This window comes from Sphingomonas sp. Root720 (assembly GCF_001428605.1).
Classification (GTDB): Bacteria; Pseudomonadota; Alphaproteobacteria; order Sphingomonadales; family Sphingomonadaceae; genus Rhizorhabdus.
Map to the genome: position 1 here is coordinate 174305 of NZ_LMID01000010.1, position 18736 is coordinate 193040.

Consider the following 18736-nt stretch of genomic DNA (forward strand, 5'->3'; position numbering starts at 1 on the left):
TCACACCTGACTGAACCCGCCGTCCATCAGGAATTCCGAGCAGGTCACGAAGCTCGCGGCGTCGGAGCACAGGTACACCACGCCGCCGCCCATTTCATCCGGGCGGCCCATGCGGCCGATCGGGTGGTTGGCGACGATGCTCCGTTCGGCGACCTCGCGCGAGGGGACGGCGCCCAGCTCGACATAGCGGTCGATGATGCCGCCGAGCATGGGGGTCTCGATCCCGCCGGGGTGCACGCTGTTGCAGCGGATGTTGTAGCCGAGCGCGGCGAACTCGGCACCCAGGCATTTGGACAGCATCTTCACCGCCGCCTTGCTGGTGCAATAGGCCGCGTTGAACGCCGCGCCGCGCAGGCCGCCAACGCTGGAGAAATTGACGATCGAGGCACCGCCCTTGCGCGCCTTGCCGCCCTCGCGCAGCAGCGGCAGCAGCGCCTGGGTGCCGATGATCACGCTGTCGACGTTGATCGCATTGACCCGGTGGAACTCCTCCAGGCTGGTATCCTCGAACTTCGTCACGATCGAGATCGCGGCCAGGTTCACCAGTGCGTCGAGCCGGCCATATTTCGCCTTCGCCAGCGCCGCCACCGCATCCCAGTCGGCCCGGCTGGTGACATCGTGGCGGAGATAGTCGTCCTCGCCCGCGCCCGGCGCCGCATCGGACAGGTCGGTCGCGATCACGGTCGCTCCCGCCGCCTTCATCGCGCCCACCACGGCGCGGCCGATCCCGCCGGCCGCCCCCGTCACCACGGCGACGACATCCTTCAGCTCGATCGTCATCTTCCCGTCCTCTCCGTTCGCGGCCGTTATTGCGCGGTCCAGCCGCCGTCGACGACGACCTCGGTCCCGGTCATGTAGCTGCTGTCGTCGCTCGCCAGGAAATAGGCGGCGCCCGCGATCTCGGCCGGATCGGCGAGACGACCGACCGGGGTGGTCGCGGCCATGGTGTCGATCAGGTCCTGCGGCTTTTCCGCGAAGCCCTTGTCGACCCAGCGCTGGAACCCGGCGTGGAGCAGCGGCGTCAGCACGAAGCCGGGATGGATCGAATTGGCGCGGATCGGCATCTTCTTGGTCGCGAACTCGACCGCGATCGCCTTGGTGAACAGCCGCACCGCGCCCTTGCTGGCGTTGTAGGCGGACGTGTCGGCATAGCCGACCAGACCCATGATCGAGCTGACATTGATGATGCTGGCGCCGCCCCGGACCTCGACCCCGCTCTCCGCCATCAGCGGCACGAATTGCCGCGTGCCCAGGAAAACGCCGTCGACGTTGATCGCCATGATCTTGCGCCAGTCGGCCAGCGCCAGCGCCTCGACCGGACCGGTCAGGTCGGTCCCGGCATTGTTGACGAGGATGTGGAGCTTGCCGTGCCGCTCGCGGACCAGGTCGCTCGCGCGCTTCCAGTCGCCCTCCTCGGTGACGTTGGCGGCGATGTAGCTCGCCGACGGACCGAGCCGCTCGATCACGCCGGCCGCCGCCGGGCTGTCGGCCGCGTCGAGGTCGGAGATCACCACCGAGGCGCCCTCGACGAGATAGCGCTCGACGGTGGCGAGGCCGATTCCCCGCAGGCCGCCGGTCACGAAGGCGACGCGGCCCTTCAGCCGCCCGTCCTGCTGCCCCATGCTCATACCCCCATCGTCCCCGCCGTGGTCGCGCCGTCGATCACATATTCACCGCCCGAGATGAACGCCGCCTCGTCCGAGGCGAGGAAGGCGACCAGGCCGGTCACCTCCTCGACCCGCGCCATGCGCTTCATCGGCGCCATATTCTCGAACTGCGAGCGTGCTACCGCCGGATCGGGGGCACGCTCGATCACGCCGCGGATCAGATCGGTCTCGACCACGCCGGGCAGGATCGCGTTGACCCGGATGCGATAGCCCCGGTTGCCGCAATGGACCGCCGAGGACTTGGCGAGCGCGACCACCGCCGCCTTCGTCACCGAATAGGCGACGAAATTGCCCATCGCCCGCAGCGCGTTCATCGACGAGTTGACGATGATCGATCCGGTCGGACCATCCGGATTGTCGCGCATCGCCCGGATCGCGTGCTGGATGGTCAGCATCACGCCGGTCTGGTTGACCCCGACGATCGCGTTCCAGTCGTCGAGCGCGATATCCTCGACGCTGGCGTCTCCGGCCTCCATGCCCGCATTGGCGAAGGCGATGTCGAGCCGGCCGTGCTCGCGGCGGATCTCCGCCATCAGCGCCGTCCAGCCGGCCTCGTCCTGCACGCGGTGGGTGCGGAAGGTTGCGCCGCTCTCGTCGCAGACCGCCTTCGCGGCCGCCTCGTTCGATCCGGTGAACCACACCGTCGCGCCCTCGGCCGCGAGCCGCTTCACCGCCCCCGCTCCGATGCCCGTCGTCCCGCCGGTGACCAGCGCGACCTTCCCGTCCAGCCTTCTGCTCAAGGCCCTCTCCTGATTTGCTCTGGCCGCAGCTTTGATCGATTATCGGCGTCCCGCAACCTATGCTTTCGACAAGGTGACGGGCCCGCGCGCAGGGGGCAGAACACCCATAAAAGCGCGATGATCTAGGATGAAGGACAAGACCGATGGCAGACAGGGATCCCAAGCTCCCCGGCCGCAGCCCGGGGATCAGCTGGACCGAGCTGATGGGGGTCGACTCGCGCCCCGCGCCGGCCTGCCTGACGCAGGAGCATTATGAATATCTCGGCTCCGATCCGCTGCAGGCCGAACGCTACACCAGCGAGGACTTCGCCCGCGCCGAGCGCGAACGGATGTGGCCCCATGTCTGGCAGTTCGTCGCCCGCGAGGAGGACCTTCCCGAGCCCGGCGATTATGTCGTCTACGAAAATGCCGGCCGGTCCTTCCTGATCAGCCGGCAGGAGGACGGGTCGGTCCGCGCGATGCACAATGTCTGCCTCCACCGCGGCCGCAAGCTGCGCACCGAGGACGGCACCACCGATCGCTTCGTCTGCCCGTTCCACGGCTTCGCCTGGCACAAGGACGGCAGCTTCGATTCGATGCCGTGCCAGTGGGACTTCACCCATCTGAAGCCCGACGCGATGACCCTGCCCCTGGCCGAGGTCGGCCGCTGGCAGGGCTATATCTTCCTGCGCGAGGAGGCGGGCGGGCCGACGCTGGAGGAATATCTGGCGCCGCTGCCCGAGCATTTCACCCGCTGGCGCCACGACGAATGCACCACGGTGATCTGGGTCGCCAAGCAGGTGCCCGCCAACTGGAAGGCGACCGCCGAGGCGTTCATGGAGGCCTGGCACACCGTCGTCACCCACCCGCAGCTGCTGCCCTTCACCGGAGACTGCAACAGCGCCTATTGGAACTGGGGCGACAATGTGAACGTCAACCTGGTGCCGTTCGGGATCATGTCCCCGCATGTCGACGCCGATGGCAAGACCCAGCAGTGGATCGTCGACGAGTTCGTCAAATATAACGGCCGCTCCGCCGACAATTACGAAACCGCGAACGACCCCTTCGCGGTGGTCGTGCCCGACGGGATGACGGCGCGCGAGGCGCTCGGCGCGGCGATGCGCGCGGGCTACACCGCCCAGACCGGCTACGACCATGAGGACGCGACCGACAGCGAGCTGCTCGACGCGCTGGTCTACAACGTCTTCCCGAACTTCGCGCCATGGGGCGGCTATATGCCCAACATCGTCTATCGCTGGCGGCCGGGTGCCACGCCCGACACCTGCCTGATGGAGGTGCGCGTCCTCTCCCGCGTGAAGAAGGGCGAGCCGATCCCGCGCGGGGTGCCGATGAACCTGCTCGGCATCGACCAGCCCTGGACCGACGCGCCCGAGCTCGGCATCCTCGGCGACGTGCTCGACCAGGACATGGCGAACCTGCGCTTCGTCCAGGAAGGGCTGCACTGCTCGAAGACCGGCAAGGTCCAGCTCGCCGATTATCAGGAGATCCGCATTCGCCAGTTCCATCGCACGCTCGAGAAATATCTGGGCGGCGAGGCGGGGGCCACGGCGTGAGCGACGTTGCTGGAGCCGACACCCGCCCGCCCCGGATCGACTGCGTCCTGATCTGCGGCGGCGTCTGGCACGACATGGACTTCGCCCGGCTGGAGCTGCTCAAGCTGCTGGCCGAGGACCAGAGCGTGCGCACTCGCGTGTTCGAGGACTATGAGACGATCGCCGCGATCGAGGCGGCCGATATCCTGATCACCTACACCTGCGACGTAACCCCCTCGCTCAAGGCGCAGGAAGCGCTCCGCGCCTGGCTGGCGAAGGGCGGCCGCTGGTACGCGCTGCATGGGACCAACTCGGTGCTGCGCCTGCTCGACAACGGGCTATGGGACGCGCCGCGCTGGGCACCGCTGATGATGGACATGCTCGGCAGCCAGTTCATCTCGCACCCGCCGATCGCGCCCTACCGGGTCACCGTCGCCGATCCTGCCCATCCGCTGGTCGCCGGGGTCGAGCCGTTCGACACCACCGACGAGCTCTATCACATGGAGACCCATGGCGACCTGCACGTGTTGCTGGAGACCGAGTGCACCGAGCCCGGCACCGGCTTCGTCGAGGCGGCGGATGCGCCGGGCACCCAGCCGGTCTTCTACATCAAGCGGCATGGCGCGGGCGCGGTGCTCTACCTGACGCTCGGCCATTGCCGGGGACATTACGACCTCCAGCCGATGCTCGACTGGTGGCCGACCGTCGATCGCTGCGCCTGGGACCTGCCGGTGTTCCACGAACTGCTGAGGCGGGGCGTCGCCTGGATCAAGGCGCGCGAGGCATAGTTCGCCGCCCTATAATGTCTATACAATAAGCCTCAGGCGGCGATTCCCGCAAATCTGTCCAGCGCCGTTTCTGGATCGTCGGGCCAGCGCGACAGGACCAGCAGGCGCTTGTGGCCGTGGCCGATCGCCAGTTCGTCGGTCACGCCCATGCCGCCGTGGAACTGGATCATCTCATGGCCCAGTTCGATCGAGGCGGGTGCGATGAAGGCGCGCAGGCCGCGCACCGCGTGCTCGAAGCCCTCGCCGCCATGGTTGACGAGCGCCTGGTTGAGCAGGCCGCGACTCTGCTCGATCGCGGCATATTGCGCGACCATGCGGTGCTGGATCGCCTGGAAGTCGGCCAGCGCGCTGCCGAATTGCCGACGGGTGCGCAGATAGTCGGTCGTTTCAGCGAATATCCGCTCCATGATGCCCAGTGCCTCGGCCGAGCGGGCGAGGTCGGCGATCGGCTCGATCCCGGCGACGTCGGAAACACCGCCGTCGAGGCGTTCGGCCGCGACCTGGGCGAAGTCCAGCGAGGCGGCGGTGCTGCCGTCAGCCATGCGCCATTCGTCGATCGACAGCCCGGCGGCACCGGCGGGCACGAAATAGAGGCCGAGCCCGTCGGCCGTATCGGGCGAGCCGGCGGTCCGCGCGCTGACGACATAGCCATCGCACCCGGCCCCGGCGGGGACATAGGCCTTGCCGCCGTCGATCCGCCCTGCCGCATCGGCGCGGGTCTCTATCCAGAGGTGACCGCCGCGCGCCTTCGTCTCGGCATGGGCGAAGGCGATGCGGCGTTCGCCGGTCAGCAGCCCCGGCAGCCAGCCGTCGCGCAGCACCCCTCGCGCGGTAGCGGCGAACAGCCGTCCGGCGAGCAGGACATTCTCGATCAGCGGTTCGACGACGAGGCCGCGGCCCAGCGCCTCGAAGATGGTGGCGATGCCGGTGGCGTCGAGCGCCATGCCGCCCGCCTGCTCGTCGAAGGCCGCCGCGATCAGCCCGAGTTCGCCGAGAAGCGCCCAGTTGGCGGCGGAAAAACCGTGCGGCTCGGCGAGGAACGACCGGCGGCGCTCGATATCGTAATTGTCCGCGACGAAGCGTTCGGCCAGGGCCTTCAGCATCTCTTCGTCTTCGCTGAGATCGAAATTCACCGGCAATCCTCCCTGCCGCCCCCTCTCGCCGACGATGTAGCATCAACCTTCGCGCCGCCACGCTGCGCAAAAGACTAGGGTCGGGCTATCCGGCTTTGTCGGAAGGCAAATTGCCTGTACGTCCTGCAAGGATTAAAAAAGGGGAGGACGGAGGCCAAGGTGTCGATACTGTCGCAAGAGAAGATCGATTCCGTCCGGATCTCCCGACTGGCGGACATCCGCCCGGCGGCCGAGGCGCTGCACGCGATCGCGCTGGAAAGCGGCCTGCGTGCCGCCCCCGCGCACGACATCGCCGACAAGCGGACCCCGGTCGATGCCGACGGCCATGTCCTCGCGCTCGACGTGTTCGGCTGGAACGACACCGACCGGGTATGGTGGCGCAATTCGCGCATCGCGCTCGATTCCCCGCTCACCACCGCCTGCCGCTTCGAAAGCCAGCCCTTCTGGGTCAACGCCGAGGGCTTCCGCACCCGTGTGCCCAATGCCTATCTCGACTCGATCGAACTCGCCAACTTCGAGACGCGGGCGATGACCAAGGCAGCGATCGTCGTTCCGGTCCACCTGCCCTTCGGGCAGATCGGCGCGGTCAGCTTCAACCCCCTGGACCGCGAACGGACCGACCTGGAAGCCGATTTCCTCGCCATCGGCGACGCCTTCGGCGTCTACGCGCGCACCTTCATCGGCACCTATGTCCACCTGATGGGATCGACCCAGGCCCTGCCACCCGGCTCGCGCCTTTCGAAGCGCGAGGTCGAATGCCTGCGCTGGGCGGCGATCGGCAAGACCGACCTCGAGATCAGCATGATCATGTCGCGCAGCCGGGCGACGGTGCGTTTCCACATCCACAACGCCTCGATCAAGCTGAACGCGGTCAACCGCAGCCAGACCGTCTTCAAGGCTGCGCAGCTGGGCTATATCTCGCTCAACACCTAGCGCGCCGGCCGGCCCCGGCGGCAACCTCGACCCGATCGCCATCGCCGATGATGGACCCGATGGCCCTCTCTGCGCGTTCCCCGGGACCGCAATAGGAGACATGCGATGACGGACCTCAGCCAGATCAGCGAGCATATGGAAATCGTCGGCGCGGACGGCGTTCATGTCGGAACGGTCGACAAGGTCGACGGCGACCGCATCAAGATGACGAAAGCCGACAGCGGCTCGCATTCGGATCATCACCATTATGTATCGGTCGGGCTGGTCGCCGCCGTCGAAGGCAATCAGGTCCGGCTCTCCGCCACCGGGGCCTCGGCCATGCTCCTCGAGGAGGAGAATGACGGCGGAGCCCTGGCGGACAAGCGTTCCTAGGACGATAGGAAGCGCCCCGCCGACGATGTTCGGCGGGGTGGCTACGGCGGGCTAGGCCGGCTGCGCGAACCAGATGACGTGGCGCGGCCCCTTGCCGTTGCTGCGCGCGCGGACGGCGACTTCGTCGACGTCGAAGCCGGCACCGCGCAGGCGGCGGACGAAGGCCACGTCCGGGGCGGCCGACCAGACCGCCAGCACCCCGCCCGGCCTGAGCGCCGCCCGTGCCGCCGAAAGGCCGCGCATCGAATAGAGCCAGCCATTGGCTTCGCGGACCAGACCGTCGGGCCCATTGTCGACGTCGAGCAGGATCGCGTCATAGGTGGCGCGGCCGGCCTGGATCACCTCGGCCACGTCACTCTGCACGATCGTCACCCGCCGGTCGTCGAGACAGCCCGCGGTAAGATCCGCCATCGGCCCCCGCGCCCATTCGATGATCGTGGGCACCAGTTCGGCCACCGTCGCCCGGGCTGTCGCGGGGAGCATGCCCAACGCCGCACGCAGGGTGAATCCCATGCCATAGCCGCCGATCAGGACATGCGGCGACGCGATCCGGCCTCCCAGCCGCTCGATCGTCATCAGCGCGAGCGCCTCTTCCGATCCGCTCATCCGGCTGTTCATCAGTTCGTTGCGATCGAGCACGATCATGAAATCGTCCCCGCGCCGGAACAGCCGCAGCGGCGCGCCCCCCGGCACCTGCGCCGTCCCGATCAGTTCGCGTGCCTTCATCGATCATGCCTCCGAGTCCGGCCGCCGATACAGCCATCCTACCCGCCTTGGCGAGCACCCTCGTTGGAGCCGGCCGCAAAACCGCGCTAACATAGGCCAATGGATGACCTGTTCTCCGTTCGCCCGCTTGAGGGCCGGCGCCTATCCCGCGCCGACATCGACCATCTCGCGGCGGGCCCCTCGCCTTCCCATCTCGTAGACTGCGATCTGGAGGAGGCCGATCTTTCCCGGGTCGATCTGTCGGGCTGGAGCTTCGAACGCTGCAACCTGCGCCGCGCCGACTTCGCCGGCGCGCGACTGGGGGAGACGCTGTGGCGTTCCTGCCGCGGCGCCTTCGCGCAGTTCGTCGGCGCGGATCTCAGCGAGGCGCGCTTCGTCGCCAGCGACTTCAACAATTGCGCGCTGCGCCGATCGGTCCTTACCGCCGCGCGCTTCGAGCGATGCAAGCTGACCGGCGCGGACCTGTCCGACGCCCGCACCATCGACATCGGGTTCGAGGAAACGCTGCTGGTCAACGCCAAGCTGCCAGGCATGTCCTTCCGCAAGCAGCGGCTCAAGAAGGTGGACTTCAGCCAGGCCGACCTGCGCAGGAGCGATTTCCGCGCGACGATCTTCGAGGATTGCAGTCTGCGGGACGCGAACATGGCGGGATCGCGCTTCGAGGACGCCGACCTGCGCGACGCGGACCTGGGCGGCCTGCGGCTGATCGACGCCAATCTCTTTCGCGGCGCGACGATATCGCGCGAGCAGGCCGGCCAGCTTCTCGGCGAACTGGGGCTGAAGGTCCTGTGACGGGATGAGGACGTCACGACGGCGATCGGCCGCCGCAACCTCGTTCGACCTCTAGCCCCGGTCCTCCAGCACCATCGCCGCACCGCGCAGGCCGATCGCCATGGCGGGGGCGTTGGTGTTGCCGGTGACATGGTTGGGGATCACCGAGCAGTCGGCGACTCGGACACGCTCGACTCCGTTCACCCTTAGCCGCGGGTCGACCACCGCATCGGCGTCGCCGCCCATCCGGCACGACCGGATCGCGTGGAGGCCACAGCTCGACAGCTTGCGGAAGGCAGCAAGCAATTCCTCGTCGGACTGGAGCTCGACGCCGGGGACGATCTCGCCGCCAACCATGTCCGCGAGCGGCGGCGATGCCATGAAGGCGCGCATCGTCCGGATCATGCTCACCGCCGAGACGCGGTCATGCTCGGTGCTCAGCCAGTTGGGCAGGATCACCGGCGCATCGCCGCTGCCCGACCCTCCGATCCGCACCGATCCCTCGCTGGTAAGGCGCAGCAACTGGCCATAGAGGGTCACGCCCGGCCTGCGGTCGATCTTGTCGAGCGGCACCGGATCGTTGTCGTCGCCCACCTGGAAGGTGTAACCGCCCAGATAGAATTGCGTGTCCGTGCGGCCGTCGGGATGCGCCACGTTGCAGAAGGCGCCGACCTCGAACGGCCCGGTCGCCATGATGCCGTCGCGCAGGGCGAAGTAGCGCACCATCGCAGCGAGCAGGCCGATGCCGAAGAAGCTGCGATGCGTGCCCTTCCCCCGTTCGAGCCGATAGGGCATCGACAGCGAAAGATGCTCGATCATCCGCTCGCCGACATCGGGCGAATGGGCGACCAGATCGACCCCGGCCGCGCCGAGCCGGCCGCCATGGCCGATGCCCGATCGCTGGAGCAGCAAGGGGCTCTCGATCGCACCGCTCGACACGATGATCTCGCCGCGGCAGTCGAAGCGGCGGCGCTCGCCGTTCACGGTCGCCTCGATCCCGATCGCGCGCCGGCCGTCGAACAGGATGCGCTCGGCGAGCGCATGGGTGACGACCTTCACGTTCGGGCGCCTGCGGGCGGGCGCGAGGAAGGTGCGTGCCGAGCTTTGCCGGCGGCCCTTGCGGATATTGTGGGTGTAGAGGCCGATGCGCGGGCCGGTGGCGGCGTTGAGGTCGTCGACCCGCGCCATGCCCATCGCCACGCCGGTCTCGATCATCCGGTCGGCCAGCGGATAGCGGTAGATAGCGGGATCGACATGGACCCGGCCGCCACTGCCGCGCATCGGCCCGCGCCCGGCCGCATGGTCCTCCAGCGCCAGGAAGGCCTCGGTCATCGAGGCGCCGTTCCAGCCGGTCGCCCCTGCGGCCTCCCAGCCGTCATAGTCGGCGGGCTCGCCCCGGCTCCAGATCATGCCGTTGACCGAGGAGGAGCCGCCCAGCCCCTTGCCGCGGATCCATATCTCGCCCAGCGGCCCGCCCGCCTCGCGCGGCTGGGCAACCGGATAGGCCCAGATATGCGCCGGGTCGGTGACAAGCCTGGCGACGCCCTTGGGCAGCGTCACCCAGAAGCCGTCATTCTCGCCGCCCGCTTCGAGCACCAATACGCGCGAACGTCCGTCCGCGCTCAGCCGCTCGGCCATCACGCAGCCGGCCGAGCCCGCGCCGACAACGATGTAATCCCAGATGTCGGACATGTCTCTCCCCCCCTCGCACCCTCTCACAGCGGGGGGACCAGGCCACCCTAGCGTTTTGACGAGTCGGAAATCCGGCGGCGCGGGGGGTAAAGCACAGGGACCGGAATCGATACCGGGATGGGAGCGAGATGCACGCGATCGCCGAAGGTTTGTTTACGGAAGAGACGCCGCCGCGGCTGGTCGGCGGCCGCCACCGGCACACGGGGCGGATCGTCTTCCCCTGTCCCGCCGGCACCGACTACGAACCCTATCCGCTCCGGCGGCACGGCCGGCTCTGGTCCTACACCATCCAGCGCTACCGCCCGAAGACCCCGCCCTATGCCGGGCCCGAGGCGTTCGAGCCCTGGGCGGTCGCCTATGTCGAGCTGGCCGGCGAGACGATCGTCGAGAGCCGCCTCGCCAATGTCGCCTTCGACGCCATCGCGATCGGCATGGAACTGGAACTGATCCAGCTCCCGTTCGAACGCAGCGGCGCGGAGCCTGTGCTGGTCCACGCATTTCAGCCGCTCGGGCGGCCCGGCGGAGCATCGGCATGAGCGACGTCTGCATCGTCGGCATCGGCATTCACCCCTTCGGTCGGACCGACGGCCTGTCGGGCCTGGAACAGGGCGTATTCGCCGTGCGCCAGGCGCTGGGCGACGCGGGGGTCGACTGGAACGCCATGCAGTTCGCCTATGGCGGCTCCGATTCGGCCGGAAATCCCGATACGATGGTCGAGAGCCTCGGCCTGTCGGGCGTGCAGTTCATCAATGTCCGCAACGGCTGCGCGACCGGCGGATCGGCGCTGTTCTCCGCGCAGATGGCGATCAAGTCGGGCGAGTTCGAGCTCGGCCTTGCGGTCGGCTTCGACAAGCATCCGCGCGGGGCCTTCAACGCGATGCCCGCCGAATATAACCTGCCCGACTGGTATGGGGAGGCGGGCTACATGATCACCACCCAGTTCTTCGCGGCCAAGGCGATGCGCTACATGCACGAGCACGGCATCACCGCGACCGCGCTGGGCCGGGTGGCGCACAAGGCGTTCCGCAACGCGGTGCATGCACCGCACGCCTGGCGCCGCGAGGAAGTGCCGCTCGACACCATCCTGCAGGCGCCGATGGTCAGCGACCCCTTCACCAAATATATGTTCTGCTCGCCCGGCGAGGGCGGGGTCGCGCTGATCCTCGCCAGCGAGAAGAAGGCGCGCGAGCTCGGCAAGCCGCTGATCCGGCTGAAGGCCGCGGCGATGCGGACCCGCCCACCCGGCTCCTTCGAGGTGTTCGCGCCGTCGATCGACATCGACCGCGGCGGCTCCGCCACCCGCATAGCCTCCGCCGATGCCTTCCGCATGGCAGGGATCGGCCCCGAGGACATCGCCGTCGCCCAGCTGCAGGACACCGAGGCGGGCGCCGAGATCATGCACATGGCCGAGAACGGCTTCTGCGAGGACGGCGAGCAGGAGGCCTGGCTGGCAGAGGGGCGCACCGAGATCGGCGGCCGCCTGCCGGTCAACACCGACGGCGGCTGCCTCGCCTGCGGTGAACCGATCGGCGCCTCGGGTCTGCGCCAGGTCTACGAGAATGTCGTGCAGCTGCGCGGCGACGGCGGCGGGCGGCAGGTGCCGGGCGATCCCCGTACCGCCTACACCCATGTCTATGGTGCGCCCGGCGTGTCCGCCGTGACGATATTGGAACGCTGATGGACATCGAACTTTCCCCCGAGGATGCCGCCTTCCGGAACGATGTCTGCGCGTTCCTCCGGGATCATCTGCCCGAGGACGTGAAGGCCGGCGCCGCCGCGACCCCGTCGGTGTTCGTCGAGCCCGACATCGGCCAGACCTGGAACGCCGTTCTCAATGCGCATGGCTGGCTCGGCTATCAATGGCCCGTCGAGCATGGTGGCACCGGCTGGACGCCGATGCAGCGCTACATCTTCGAGAAGGAATGCGCCCTGGCCGGCGCGCCGAACCTGACGGTGCTCAGCCTCAAGCTGGTGGCGCCGGTGATCTGGACCTTCGGCACCGAGGCGCAGAAGGCGTTCTACCTGCCGCGCATCCTGTCGGGCGAGGATTATTGGTGCCAGGGCTTCTCCGAGCCCGGCGCCGGCTCCGACCTCGCTTCGCTGCAGTGCCGGGCGGTGCGCGACGGCGATCGCTACATCCTCAACGGATCGAAGATCTGGACCACGCACGCCCACCACGCCAACCGCATGTTCTGCCTCGTCCGCACCGATACCAGCGGGCGCAAGCAGGCGGGGATCAGCTTCCTGCTGGTCGACATGAACCAGCGGGGCATCTCGGTCCGCCCGATCCTGACCGCCGCGGGCGACCATGAGGTCAACCAGGTGTTCCTCGAAGACGTCGTCGTCCCCGTCGAGGACCTCGTGGGCGACGAAGGCGAAGGCTGGAAGATCGCCAAATTCCTGCTGGAGAACGAGCGCGGCGGTTCCTGCCATTCGCCCAAGCTCGGCTACGACCTCGACCAGCTCGAGGCCGACGCCCGCGCGCAGAGCGACGGACGCGGCGGCGCGATGGCGGACGATCCGCAGTGGCGGCGCAAGGTCGCGAGGGCGCGGCTCGAGGTGCAGGCGCTGGAAATGATCGAGATGAAGATCATCTCCGAGATCGCCAAGGGCCGCCAGCCCGGGCCGCAGACCTCGCTGACAAAGCTGCTCGCCTCCAACCTGCGCCAAAGGATCGACCTGCTCGCGGTCGACCTTTACGGCACGGCCGGCCTCCAGCTCGAACCGGTGCGGCCGCTCTACGGTGCCGACGCGCCGGACCCGGTGCATTCCCGGGCGGCACAGCTCGCGGCCCCGCGCTATCTCAACAGCCGTGCCTGGACGATCTTCGGCGGCACCAACGAAGTGCAATGCACCATCATCGCCCGCTCGGTGCTGGGCCTGTGAACCGGGATAAGGAAGACCGATGCAACTGAGCCGCGAAGCGCTGCTGCGCGCCTACCGCCAGATGAAGGTGATCCGCGAATTCGAGGAGCGCCTCCACGTCGAGATCCAGACCGGCGAGATCGCCGGCTTCACCCATCTCTATTCGGGGCAGGAGGCCGTCGCGGTCGGCGTGTGCGAGCATCTGAGCGTCGAGGACAAGATCATCTCGACCCATCGCGGCCACGGCCATTGCCTCGCCAAGGGCTGCGACGTCACCGGCATGATGAAGGAGATCTGGGGCAGCCGCGAGGGCCTGTGCAAGGGCAAGGGCGGATCGATGCACATTGCCGATGTCGAGCAGGGCATGCTCGGCGCCAACGGCATCGTCGGTGCGGGCGCGCCGATCGCGGTGGGCGCGGCGCTGTCGGCCAAGATCGACGGCAACGGCAAGGTGGCGATCGCCTTCTCGGGCGATGGCGCCTGCAACCAGGGGACCACTTTCGAGGCGATGAATTTCGCGGTGGTAACCGGGGCGCCGTGCATCTTCGTGTTCGAGAACAACCATTATTCGGAGCATACCGGGGTCGACTATGCGGTCGGCACCGCCAAGGACATCGCCAGCCGCGCCGAAGCCTTCGGCATGCCGGTCTGGCGCGCCGACGGCACCGATTTCTTCGCGGTGTACGAGACGATGCGCGAGGTGCTCGACTATGCCCGCACCGGCAAGGGCCCGGCGGCGGTCGAATTCGACACCGAGCGCTTCTTCGGCCATTTCGAAGGCGATCCGCAGCGCTATCGCGGCAAGGGCGAGCTCGACCGCATCCGCGAGGAGCGCAACTGCCTGATCAAGTTCCGCGCCAGCGTCACCGGCGCCAGCCTGCTGACCGATGCCGATCTCGATGCCGTCGACAAGGAGGTGCTGGAGAGCATCGACGCGGCGGTCGAGGCCGCGCGTGGCGCCGAACGCCCCACCCCGCAGGACGTCCTCGCCGACGTCTACATCTCCTATTGACGGCTGGAGCGCGACGATGGCCAAGATGATGTACCGTGAAGCCGTCCTCTCGACGATCGCCGAGGAGATGGAGCGCGACGACTCCGTCGTCGTCCTCGGCGAGGATATCGTGGGCGGCATGGGCACCGCCGGTGGGCCCGAGGCGATCGGCGGGATCTGGTCGACCTCGACCGGCCTCTACGACCGGTTCGGCAAGAACCGGGTGATCGACACGCCGATCTCCGAAAGCGCGATCATGGGCGCCGCGGCAGGCCTGGCGCTGGCCGGCAAGCGCCCGATCGCCGAACTGATGTTCGCCGACTTCATCGGCGTCAGCCTCGACCAGATCTGGAACCAGATCGCCAAGTTCCGCTACATGTTCGGCGGCAAGACCAAGTGTCCGGCGGTGATCCGCATGGCCTATGGCGCGGGCTACAACGCCGCCGCGCAGCACAGCCAGTCGGTCCACCAGATCCTGACTGGCTTTCCCGGCCTGAAGGTGGTGATGCCGTCGATGCCGGCCGACGTGAAGGGCCTGCTGCGCACCGCGATCCGCGACGACGACCCCGTCATCTTCCTGGAGCACAAGGCGCTCTACGGCATGAGCGGCGAGGTGCCCGACGGCGACTTCACCGTTCCCTTCGGCCATGCCCGGCTGTCGCGGGCGGGCGAGGACGTCACGATCATCTCGTCGGGCCTGCTGCTCGGCTTCTGCGAGACCGTCGCCGACAAGCTCGTCGCCGAGGGGATCGGCTGCGACGTGATCGACCTAAGGACCACGAGCCCGCTCGACGAGGAAGCCATCATCGACTCGGTCGAGGTGACCGGCCGCGCGATCGTCGTCGACGAGGCGCCGCCGCGCTGCGGCCTGGCCGCCGACATCTGCGCGCTGATCGCCGAGAAGGCCTTCGCCAGCCTCAAGGCGCCGCCGCTGGCGGTGACCCCGCCGCACACCCCGATCCCGTTCGCTCGCGAACTGGAGAGCGCCTACCTGCCATCGGCCGACAAGATCGAGGCGGCGGTGCGCAAGGTGCTGGGCTGGCGGTGAGGATAACGAACATGGCCGATATCCGACCTTTCTGCATGCCCAAATGGGGCATCGAGATGACCGAGGGCACCATCGCCGAATGGATGGTGAGGGAGGGCGACGCCTTCACCCGCGGCCAGACGCTGTGCCTGATCGAGACCGCCAAGATCACCAATGAGGTCGACGCCGAATATGACGCGGTCGTTCGCCGCGTGCTGGTCGGCGCCGGGGGCGAGGCCGAGCCGGTCGGCGCGCTGCTCGCGGTGTTCGCCGACGCGGCCGCGACCGATGCCGAGATCGACGCCTTCATCGCCGCCTTCCGCCCGGCCGACACCCAGGTCGCGGCCAAGGCGGGCGAAAGCGCCGCCGCTCGCCCCGCAGCGGCGGCGGCCGCATCCGCGCCGAAGAAGATCGTCACCAACCGGCCGATCAGTCCCGAGGCGCTGAAGCTGGCCGAGGCCGAGGGCGTCGCCATCGAGGACATCGAGGGATCGGGGCGCGGCGGGCGGATCACCTATCAGGACGTCCAGCAGGCGATGCGCCCGGCGGCGACGCCGGCCCTGCGCGGCACCGTCCCGCTCGACGCCGAGGTCGCGAGGATCTTCGCGTCGCCGCTCGCCCGCCGCATCGCCGCGCGGCACGGCATCGACCTGTCGGCGCTCAAGGGTACCGGCGCGCGCGGCCGCATCTCCAAGGGCGACGTGCTGGCGCTGGTTCCGCAGCCCTCGTCGACGCCCGCCGGCTTCGGGACGCCCAGTTTCGTCCCCGGCGAGAACCGGCCGGAGATCATGCCCTTCGACAAGATCCGCAAGATCGTCGCCCGCCGGCTGACCGACGCCAAGCAACAAATCCCGCATTTCTACCTGCGGATCGGCGCCCAGGTCGATGCGCTGGTGGCGCTGCGCAAGACCGCAAACGTCGTGCTCGGCTGCAAGGCGAGCATCAACGACTATATCGTCAAGGCGGCCGCGGTCGCGCTGGTCCGCCATCCCGACGTCAACGTCCAGGTGCATGGCGAGGCGATCCACCGCTTCCCCCATGCCGACGTCGCGGTCGCGGTCGCCAGCCCGAAGGGCCTGGTCACCCCGATCGTGCGGCAGGCGGACCGGATGCGGATCGACCAGATCGCGGCGGCGACCCGCGCGCTGATCGACAAGGCCAATGCCGGACGCCTCTCCTATGAGGACATGGACGGCGGCACCTTCTCGGTCTCCAACCTGGGCATGTTCGGGATCGAGCAGTTCGACGCAATCATCAATCCGCCGCAGGGCGCGATCCTGGCAGTCGGCGGGATCAGCCGGGTTCCGGTCGAGACCGACGATGGCGGGATCGCCTTCGAAAGCCGGATCGGGCTCACCCTGTCGGTCGACCACCGCGCGATCGACGGTGCCGCGGGCGCGCGGTTCCTCGCCACGCTCAAGGGCCTGATCGAGGAGCCCGAGGCACTGTTCGCCTGACACGGAAAACGACGGAAAAGGATCACGGCATGGCGGGCATCGGCTCGATCAAGGCGCTCGGCAACATCATCCAGATGGCCTATCTGCCCGAGGATTTCGACGCGACCCTGCGCTACTGGACCGACACGGTCGGGGTCGGGCCTTTCTTCCTGATGGAGAATATCCGGCTGGGCGACATGCGCTATCGCGGCCAGCCGACCGACGCGGTCTTCTCGATCGCGATCGCCTATTGGGGCGACATCCAGATCGAGCTGATCCGGCCGGAGAACGACGCGCAGTCGATCTACAGCGGCGACTATGCGGTGAAGGACCAGCTCCACCATGTCTGCATCTTCGTCGACTCGATTGCCGATGCCCGCCGCGCCTGCGCCGATGCGGGGGCCGAGATCCTCGTCGAGGGCAAGGTGGGCGACAGCGGCGAGGTGATCTATGTCGACGCGGGCGGCGGCCCCGGCCATGTCATCGAGCTGCTCCAGCCGATGGCCGGCTCGGAGGGCCTGTTCGCCATGATCAAGGACGCCGCCCGCGACTGGGACGGCAGCGAGCCGCTGCGCAAGCTGGGGTGAGGGTGCAGGCCCGTCCCGTTGCGCTATCCGGCCCTTACTTGCTCGGCGCCTGGTTTTCGTCTCCGCCGCCGAGCGCCCGGTAGAGGCCGGTCGCGCTGGACAATTCCTGCTGCCGCAGGTCGAGCATCGTCTGCTGGACCGCATATTGGCTGCGCTGGGCATCGAGCAGCTCGAGGCGGCTGTCGAAGCCGGCGCGGTAGCGCAGGGTGGACAGGCGTGCGCGCGTCTCGGCGGCCTCGACCGCCTTGCGCTGGGCATCGATCTGACGGGCGAAGGTGGTGCGGCCGGCGAGACCGTCGGCGACCTCGCGGAAGCCGGTCTGGATCGCCTTCTCGTAATTGGCGACGGCGATCGACGTCTGCACCTTGGCGAGCCGCAGCTCGCCGCGAAGACTCCCGCCGCGGAAGATCGGCTGGCTGATCTGCGGGGTGAAGGACCAGGTGCGGTTGTCGCCCTTGAACAGATTGTCGAAGGCCAGGCTGGTGAAGCCGAACAGTCCGGTCAGCGACAGGCGCGGGAAGAAGGCCGCGCGCGCCGCGCCGACATCGGCATTGGCCGCGACGAGCTCGCGTTCGGCCTGGCGGATATCGGGCCGGTTCGCGATCAGATCGGACGGCAGCCCGGCGGGTAGCTGGGTCATGATCGGCTGGTCGGCCAGCGCGATCGGCGCGGGCAGGTCGGCCGGCAGCGGCGCGCCGACGAGAAGCTGGAGCGCGTTGGACGCTTGGGAGAACGCCCGCTGCCGTCCGGCCAGATCGGCTTCCGCCTGGCGCGCCTGCCCCTCGGCCTGGGCGAGTTCGAGACCGCTGACCTGCCGCGCTTGATGCTGGCGCCGGGTGATGTCGAGCGAGACCTTCCAGTCGGCGAGCGTGCGTTCGGTCAGTGCCAGCTGCTCCTGCGCCAGCCGCTCGGCCAGATAGGCGTCGACGACCGAGCCGATCAGCGCGATCCGCGCCGCGCGGCGACCCTCGTCGCTCGCCAGATAGCGTTCGAACGCCGCCTGGCTCTGCGACCGCAGCCGACCGAACAGATCGATCTCGAAGCTGGTGAGCGCGGCATTGGCCGAATATTGGCCGAACTCGAAACCGCTCGGCACAGTGGCGCCGCCGCCGCCAATCGCGCCGCCGATCCCGGCCCCCGCCGTGCTGGTCGGGATGCGTTGGCGGGTGTAGCTGCCGTTCGCGTCGACCTGCGGAAGCTGCGCGCCGCGCGCGACCCGGAACTGCGCGCGCGCCGCCTCGACATTGAGCGTCGACACGCGGAGGTCGCGGTTGTTGTCCAGAGCCAGCGCGATGATCGCCTGAAGACGCGGATCGCCGAACATCGTCCGCCAGTCGATCGCGGCGGCGCTCGCCGGCTCCTGCGGCGCGGCTTCGGGATAGACGGTCGCGACCGGCGGCTTCGGGAGGTCGAGCCGCGGGTTCATCGAACAGGCGCCGGTCATCAGCAGCGCCAACAGGGTGATCCCGCGCATGC

Annotated in this window: 19 protein-coding genes; 12 read left to right on the plus strand and 7 right to left on the minus strand. The window is 68.4% G+C overall.

All coding sequences use genetic code 11. The features are described 5' to 3' along the window. Genes ASE22_RS08185 through ASE22_RS08195 form a run of 3 tightly spaced genes read right to left on the minus strand, consistent with a single transcriptional unit; the run spans position 1 to position 2407 of the window. Positions 1–780: an SDR family NAD(P)-dependent oxidoreductase gene (locus ASE22_RS08185; RefSeq protein WP_056357309.1), complete on the minus strand. Its 780-nt coding sequence runs from the start codon at positions 778–780 to the stop codon at positions 1–3. Between the two features lie 26 nt (positions 781–806). After that, positions 807–1628, minus strand: coding sequence for an SDR family NAD(P)-dependent oxidoreductase (locus tag ASE22_RS08190; protein WP_056357312.1), 822 nt, complete (start codon positions 1626–1628; stop codon positions 807–809). Then, on the minus strand, positions 1625–2407 hold the full coding sequence (locus ASE22_RS08195) for an SDR family NAD(P)-dependent oxidoreductase (RefSeq protein ID WP_056357314.1): 783 nt from the start codon (positions 2405–2407) through the stop codon (positions 1625–1627). Before ASE22_RS08195 ends, ASE22_RS08190 begins: the two co-directional genes overlap by 4 nt. 143 nt (positions 2408–2550) lie before the next feature. On the opposite strand from ASE22_RS08195, the gene ASE22_RS08200 reads away from it, so the two are divergent. Then, the gene (locus ASE22_RS08200; RefSeq protein WP_056357316.1) at positions 2551–3960 is read left to right on the plus strand and encodes an aromatic ring-hydroxylating oxygenase subunit alpha; all 1410 of its coding nucleotides are present in this window, start codon (positions 2551–2553) and stop codon (positions 3958–3960) included. Between the two features lie 74 nt (positions 3961–4034). Continuing rightward, positions 4035–4727: a ThuA domain-containing protein gene (locus ASE22_RS08205; protein WP_235536255.1), complete on the plus strand. Its 693-nt coding sequence runs from the start codon at positions 4035–4037 to the stop codon at positions 4725–4727. Between the two features lie 32 nt (positions 4728–4759). Here the strand turns inward: ASE22_RS08205 and ASE22_RS08210 are convergent, their stop codons facing one another. Continuing rightward, positions 4760–5860, minus strand: a complete 1101-nt coding sequence (locus tag ASE22_RS08210; RefSeq protein ID WP_056357321.1) for an acyl-CoA dehydrogenase family protein — start codon at positions 5858–5860, stop codon at positions 4760–4762. A gap of 159 nt (positions 5861–6019) precedes the next feature. Here ASE22_RS08210 and ASE22_RS08215 point away from each other — a divergent pair, with 159 nt between their 5' ends. After that, the gene (locus ASE22_RS08215) at positions 6020–6793 is read left to right on the plus strand and encodes a helix-turn-helix transcriptional regulator (protein ID WP_056357324.1); all 774 of its coding nucleotides are present in this window, start codon (positions 6020–6022) and stop codon (positions 6791–6793) included. A 105-nt stretch (positions 6794–6898) separates the two neighbouring features. Beyond that, on the plus strand, positions 6899–7165 hold the full coding sequence (locus ASE22_RS08220; protein ID WP_056357328.1) for a DUF2171 domain-containing protein: 267 nt from the start codon (positions 6899–6901) through the stop codon (positions 7163–7165). A gap of 51 nt (positions 7166–7216) precedes the next feature. Here the strand turns inward: ASE22_RS08220 and ASE22_RS08225 are convergent, their stop codons facing one another. After that, positions 7217–7891, minus strand: a complete 675-nt coding sequence (locus ASE22_RS08225) for a spermidine synthase (RefSeq protein ID WP_056357332.1) — start codon at positions 7889–7891, stop codon at positions 7217–7219. 99 nt (positions 7892–7990) lie between these two features. Between ASE22_RS08225 and ASE22_RS08230 the strand changes: the two genes are divergently transcribed. Continuing rightward, positions 7991–8683, plus strand: coding sequence for a pentapeptide repeat-containing protein (locus ASE22_RS08230; protein WP_056357335.1), 693 nt, complete (start codon positions 7991–7993; stop codon positions 8681–8683). A 51-nt stretch (positions 8684–8734) separates the two neighbouring features. Here the strand turns inward: ASE22_RS08230 and ASE22_RS08235 are convergent, their stop codons facing one another. Continuing rightward, positions 8735–10354 (minus strand): GMC family oxidoreductase, encoded by a 1620-nt coding sequence (locus ASE22_RS08235; protein ID WP_056357337.1) that lies wholly within the window; start codon positions 10352–10354, stop codon positions 8735–8737. 128 nt (positions 10355–10482) lie between these two features. On the opposite strand from ASE22_RS08235, the gene ASE22_RS08240 reads away from it, so the two are divergent. From ASE22_RS08240 to ASE22_RS08270, 7 genes are read left to right on the plus strand one after another with little or no spacing between them, the layout of a single operon-like run. Next, positions 10483–10890, plus strand: a complete 408-nt coding sequence (locus ASE22_RS08240; RefSeq protein ID WP_056357340.1) for a Zn-ribbon domain-containing OB-fold protein — start codon at positions 10483–10485, stop codon at positions 10888–10890. Then, complete coding sequence (locus ASE22_RS08245; protein WP_056357343.1) at positions 10887–12032, plus strand: thiolase family protein; 1146 nt, start codon at positions 10887–10889, stop codon at positions 12030–12032. The genes ASE22_RS08240 and ASE22_RS08245 overlap by 4 nt, the downstream gene beginning before the upstream one ends. Beyond that, positions 12032–13240, plus strand: a complete 1209-nt coding sequence (locus tag ASE22_RS08250; RefSeq protein WP_056357346.1) for an acyl-CoA dehydrogenase family protein — start codon at positions 12032–12034, stop codon at positions 13238–13240. The genes ASE22_RS08245 and ASE22_RS08250 overlap by 1 nt, the downstream gene beginning before the upstream one ends. A 19-nt stretch (positions 13241–13259) precedes the next feature. Continuing rightward, positions 13260–14231, plus strand: a complete 972-nt coding sequence (locus tag ASE22_RS08255) for a thiamine pyrophosphate-dependent dehydrogenase E1 component subunit alpha (RefSeq protein WP_056357347.1) — start codon at positions 13260–13262, stop codon at positions 14229–14231. A gap of 16 nt (positions 14232–14247) precedes the next feature. After that, positions 14248–15258, plus strand: coding sequence for an alpha-ketoacid dehydrogenase subunit beta (locus ASE22_RS08260; protein ID WP_056357350.1), 1011 nt, complete (start codon positions 14248–14250; stop codon positions 15256–15258). Positions 15259–15269: 11 nt separating this feature from the next. Beyond that, positions 15270–16694 (plus strand): dihydrolipoamide acetyltransferase family protein, encoded by a 1425-nt coding sequence (locus tag ASE22_RS08265; RefSeq protein ID WP_056358682.1) that lies wholly within the window; start codon positions 15270–15272, stop codon positions 16692–16694. Positions 16695–16723: 29 nt separating this feature from the next. Then, positions 16724–17260 carry a VOC family protein gene (locus ASE22_RS08270; protein ID WP_056357354.1) on the plus strand — a complete coding sequence of 179 codons (537 nt, stop codon included), beginning with the start codon at positions 16724–16726 and terminating at the stop codon, positions 17258–17260. A gap of 34 nt (positions 17261–17294) precedes the next feature. Here the strand turns inward: ASE22_RS08270 and ASE22_RS08275 are convergent, their stop codons facing one another. Further along, positions 17295–18734, minus strand: a complete 1440-nt coding sequence (locus ASE22_RS08275; protein WP_056357357.1) for an efflux transporter outer membrane subunit — start codon at positions 18732–18734, stop codon at positions 17295–17297. Positions 18735–18736: the final 2 nt, after the last annotated feature.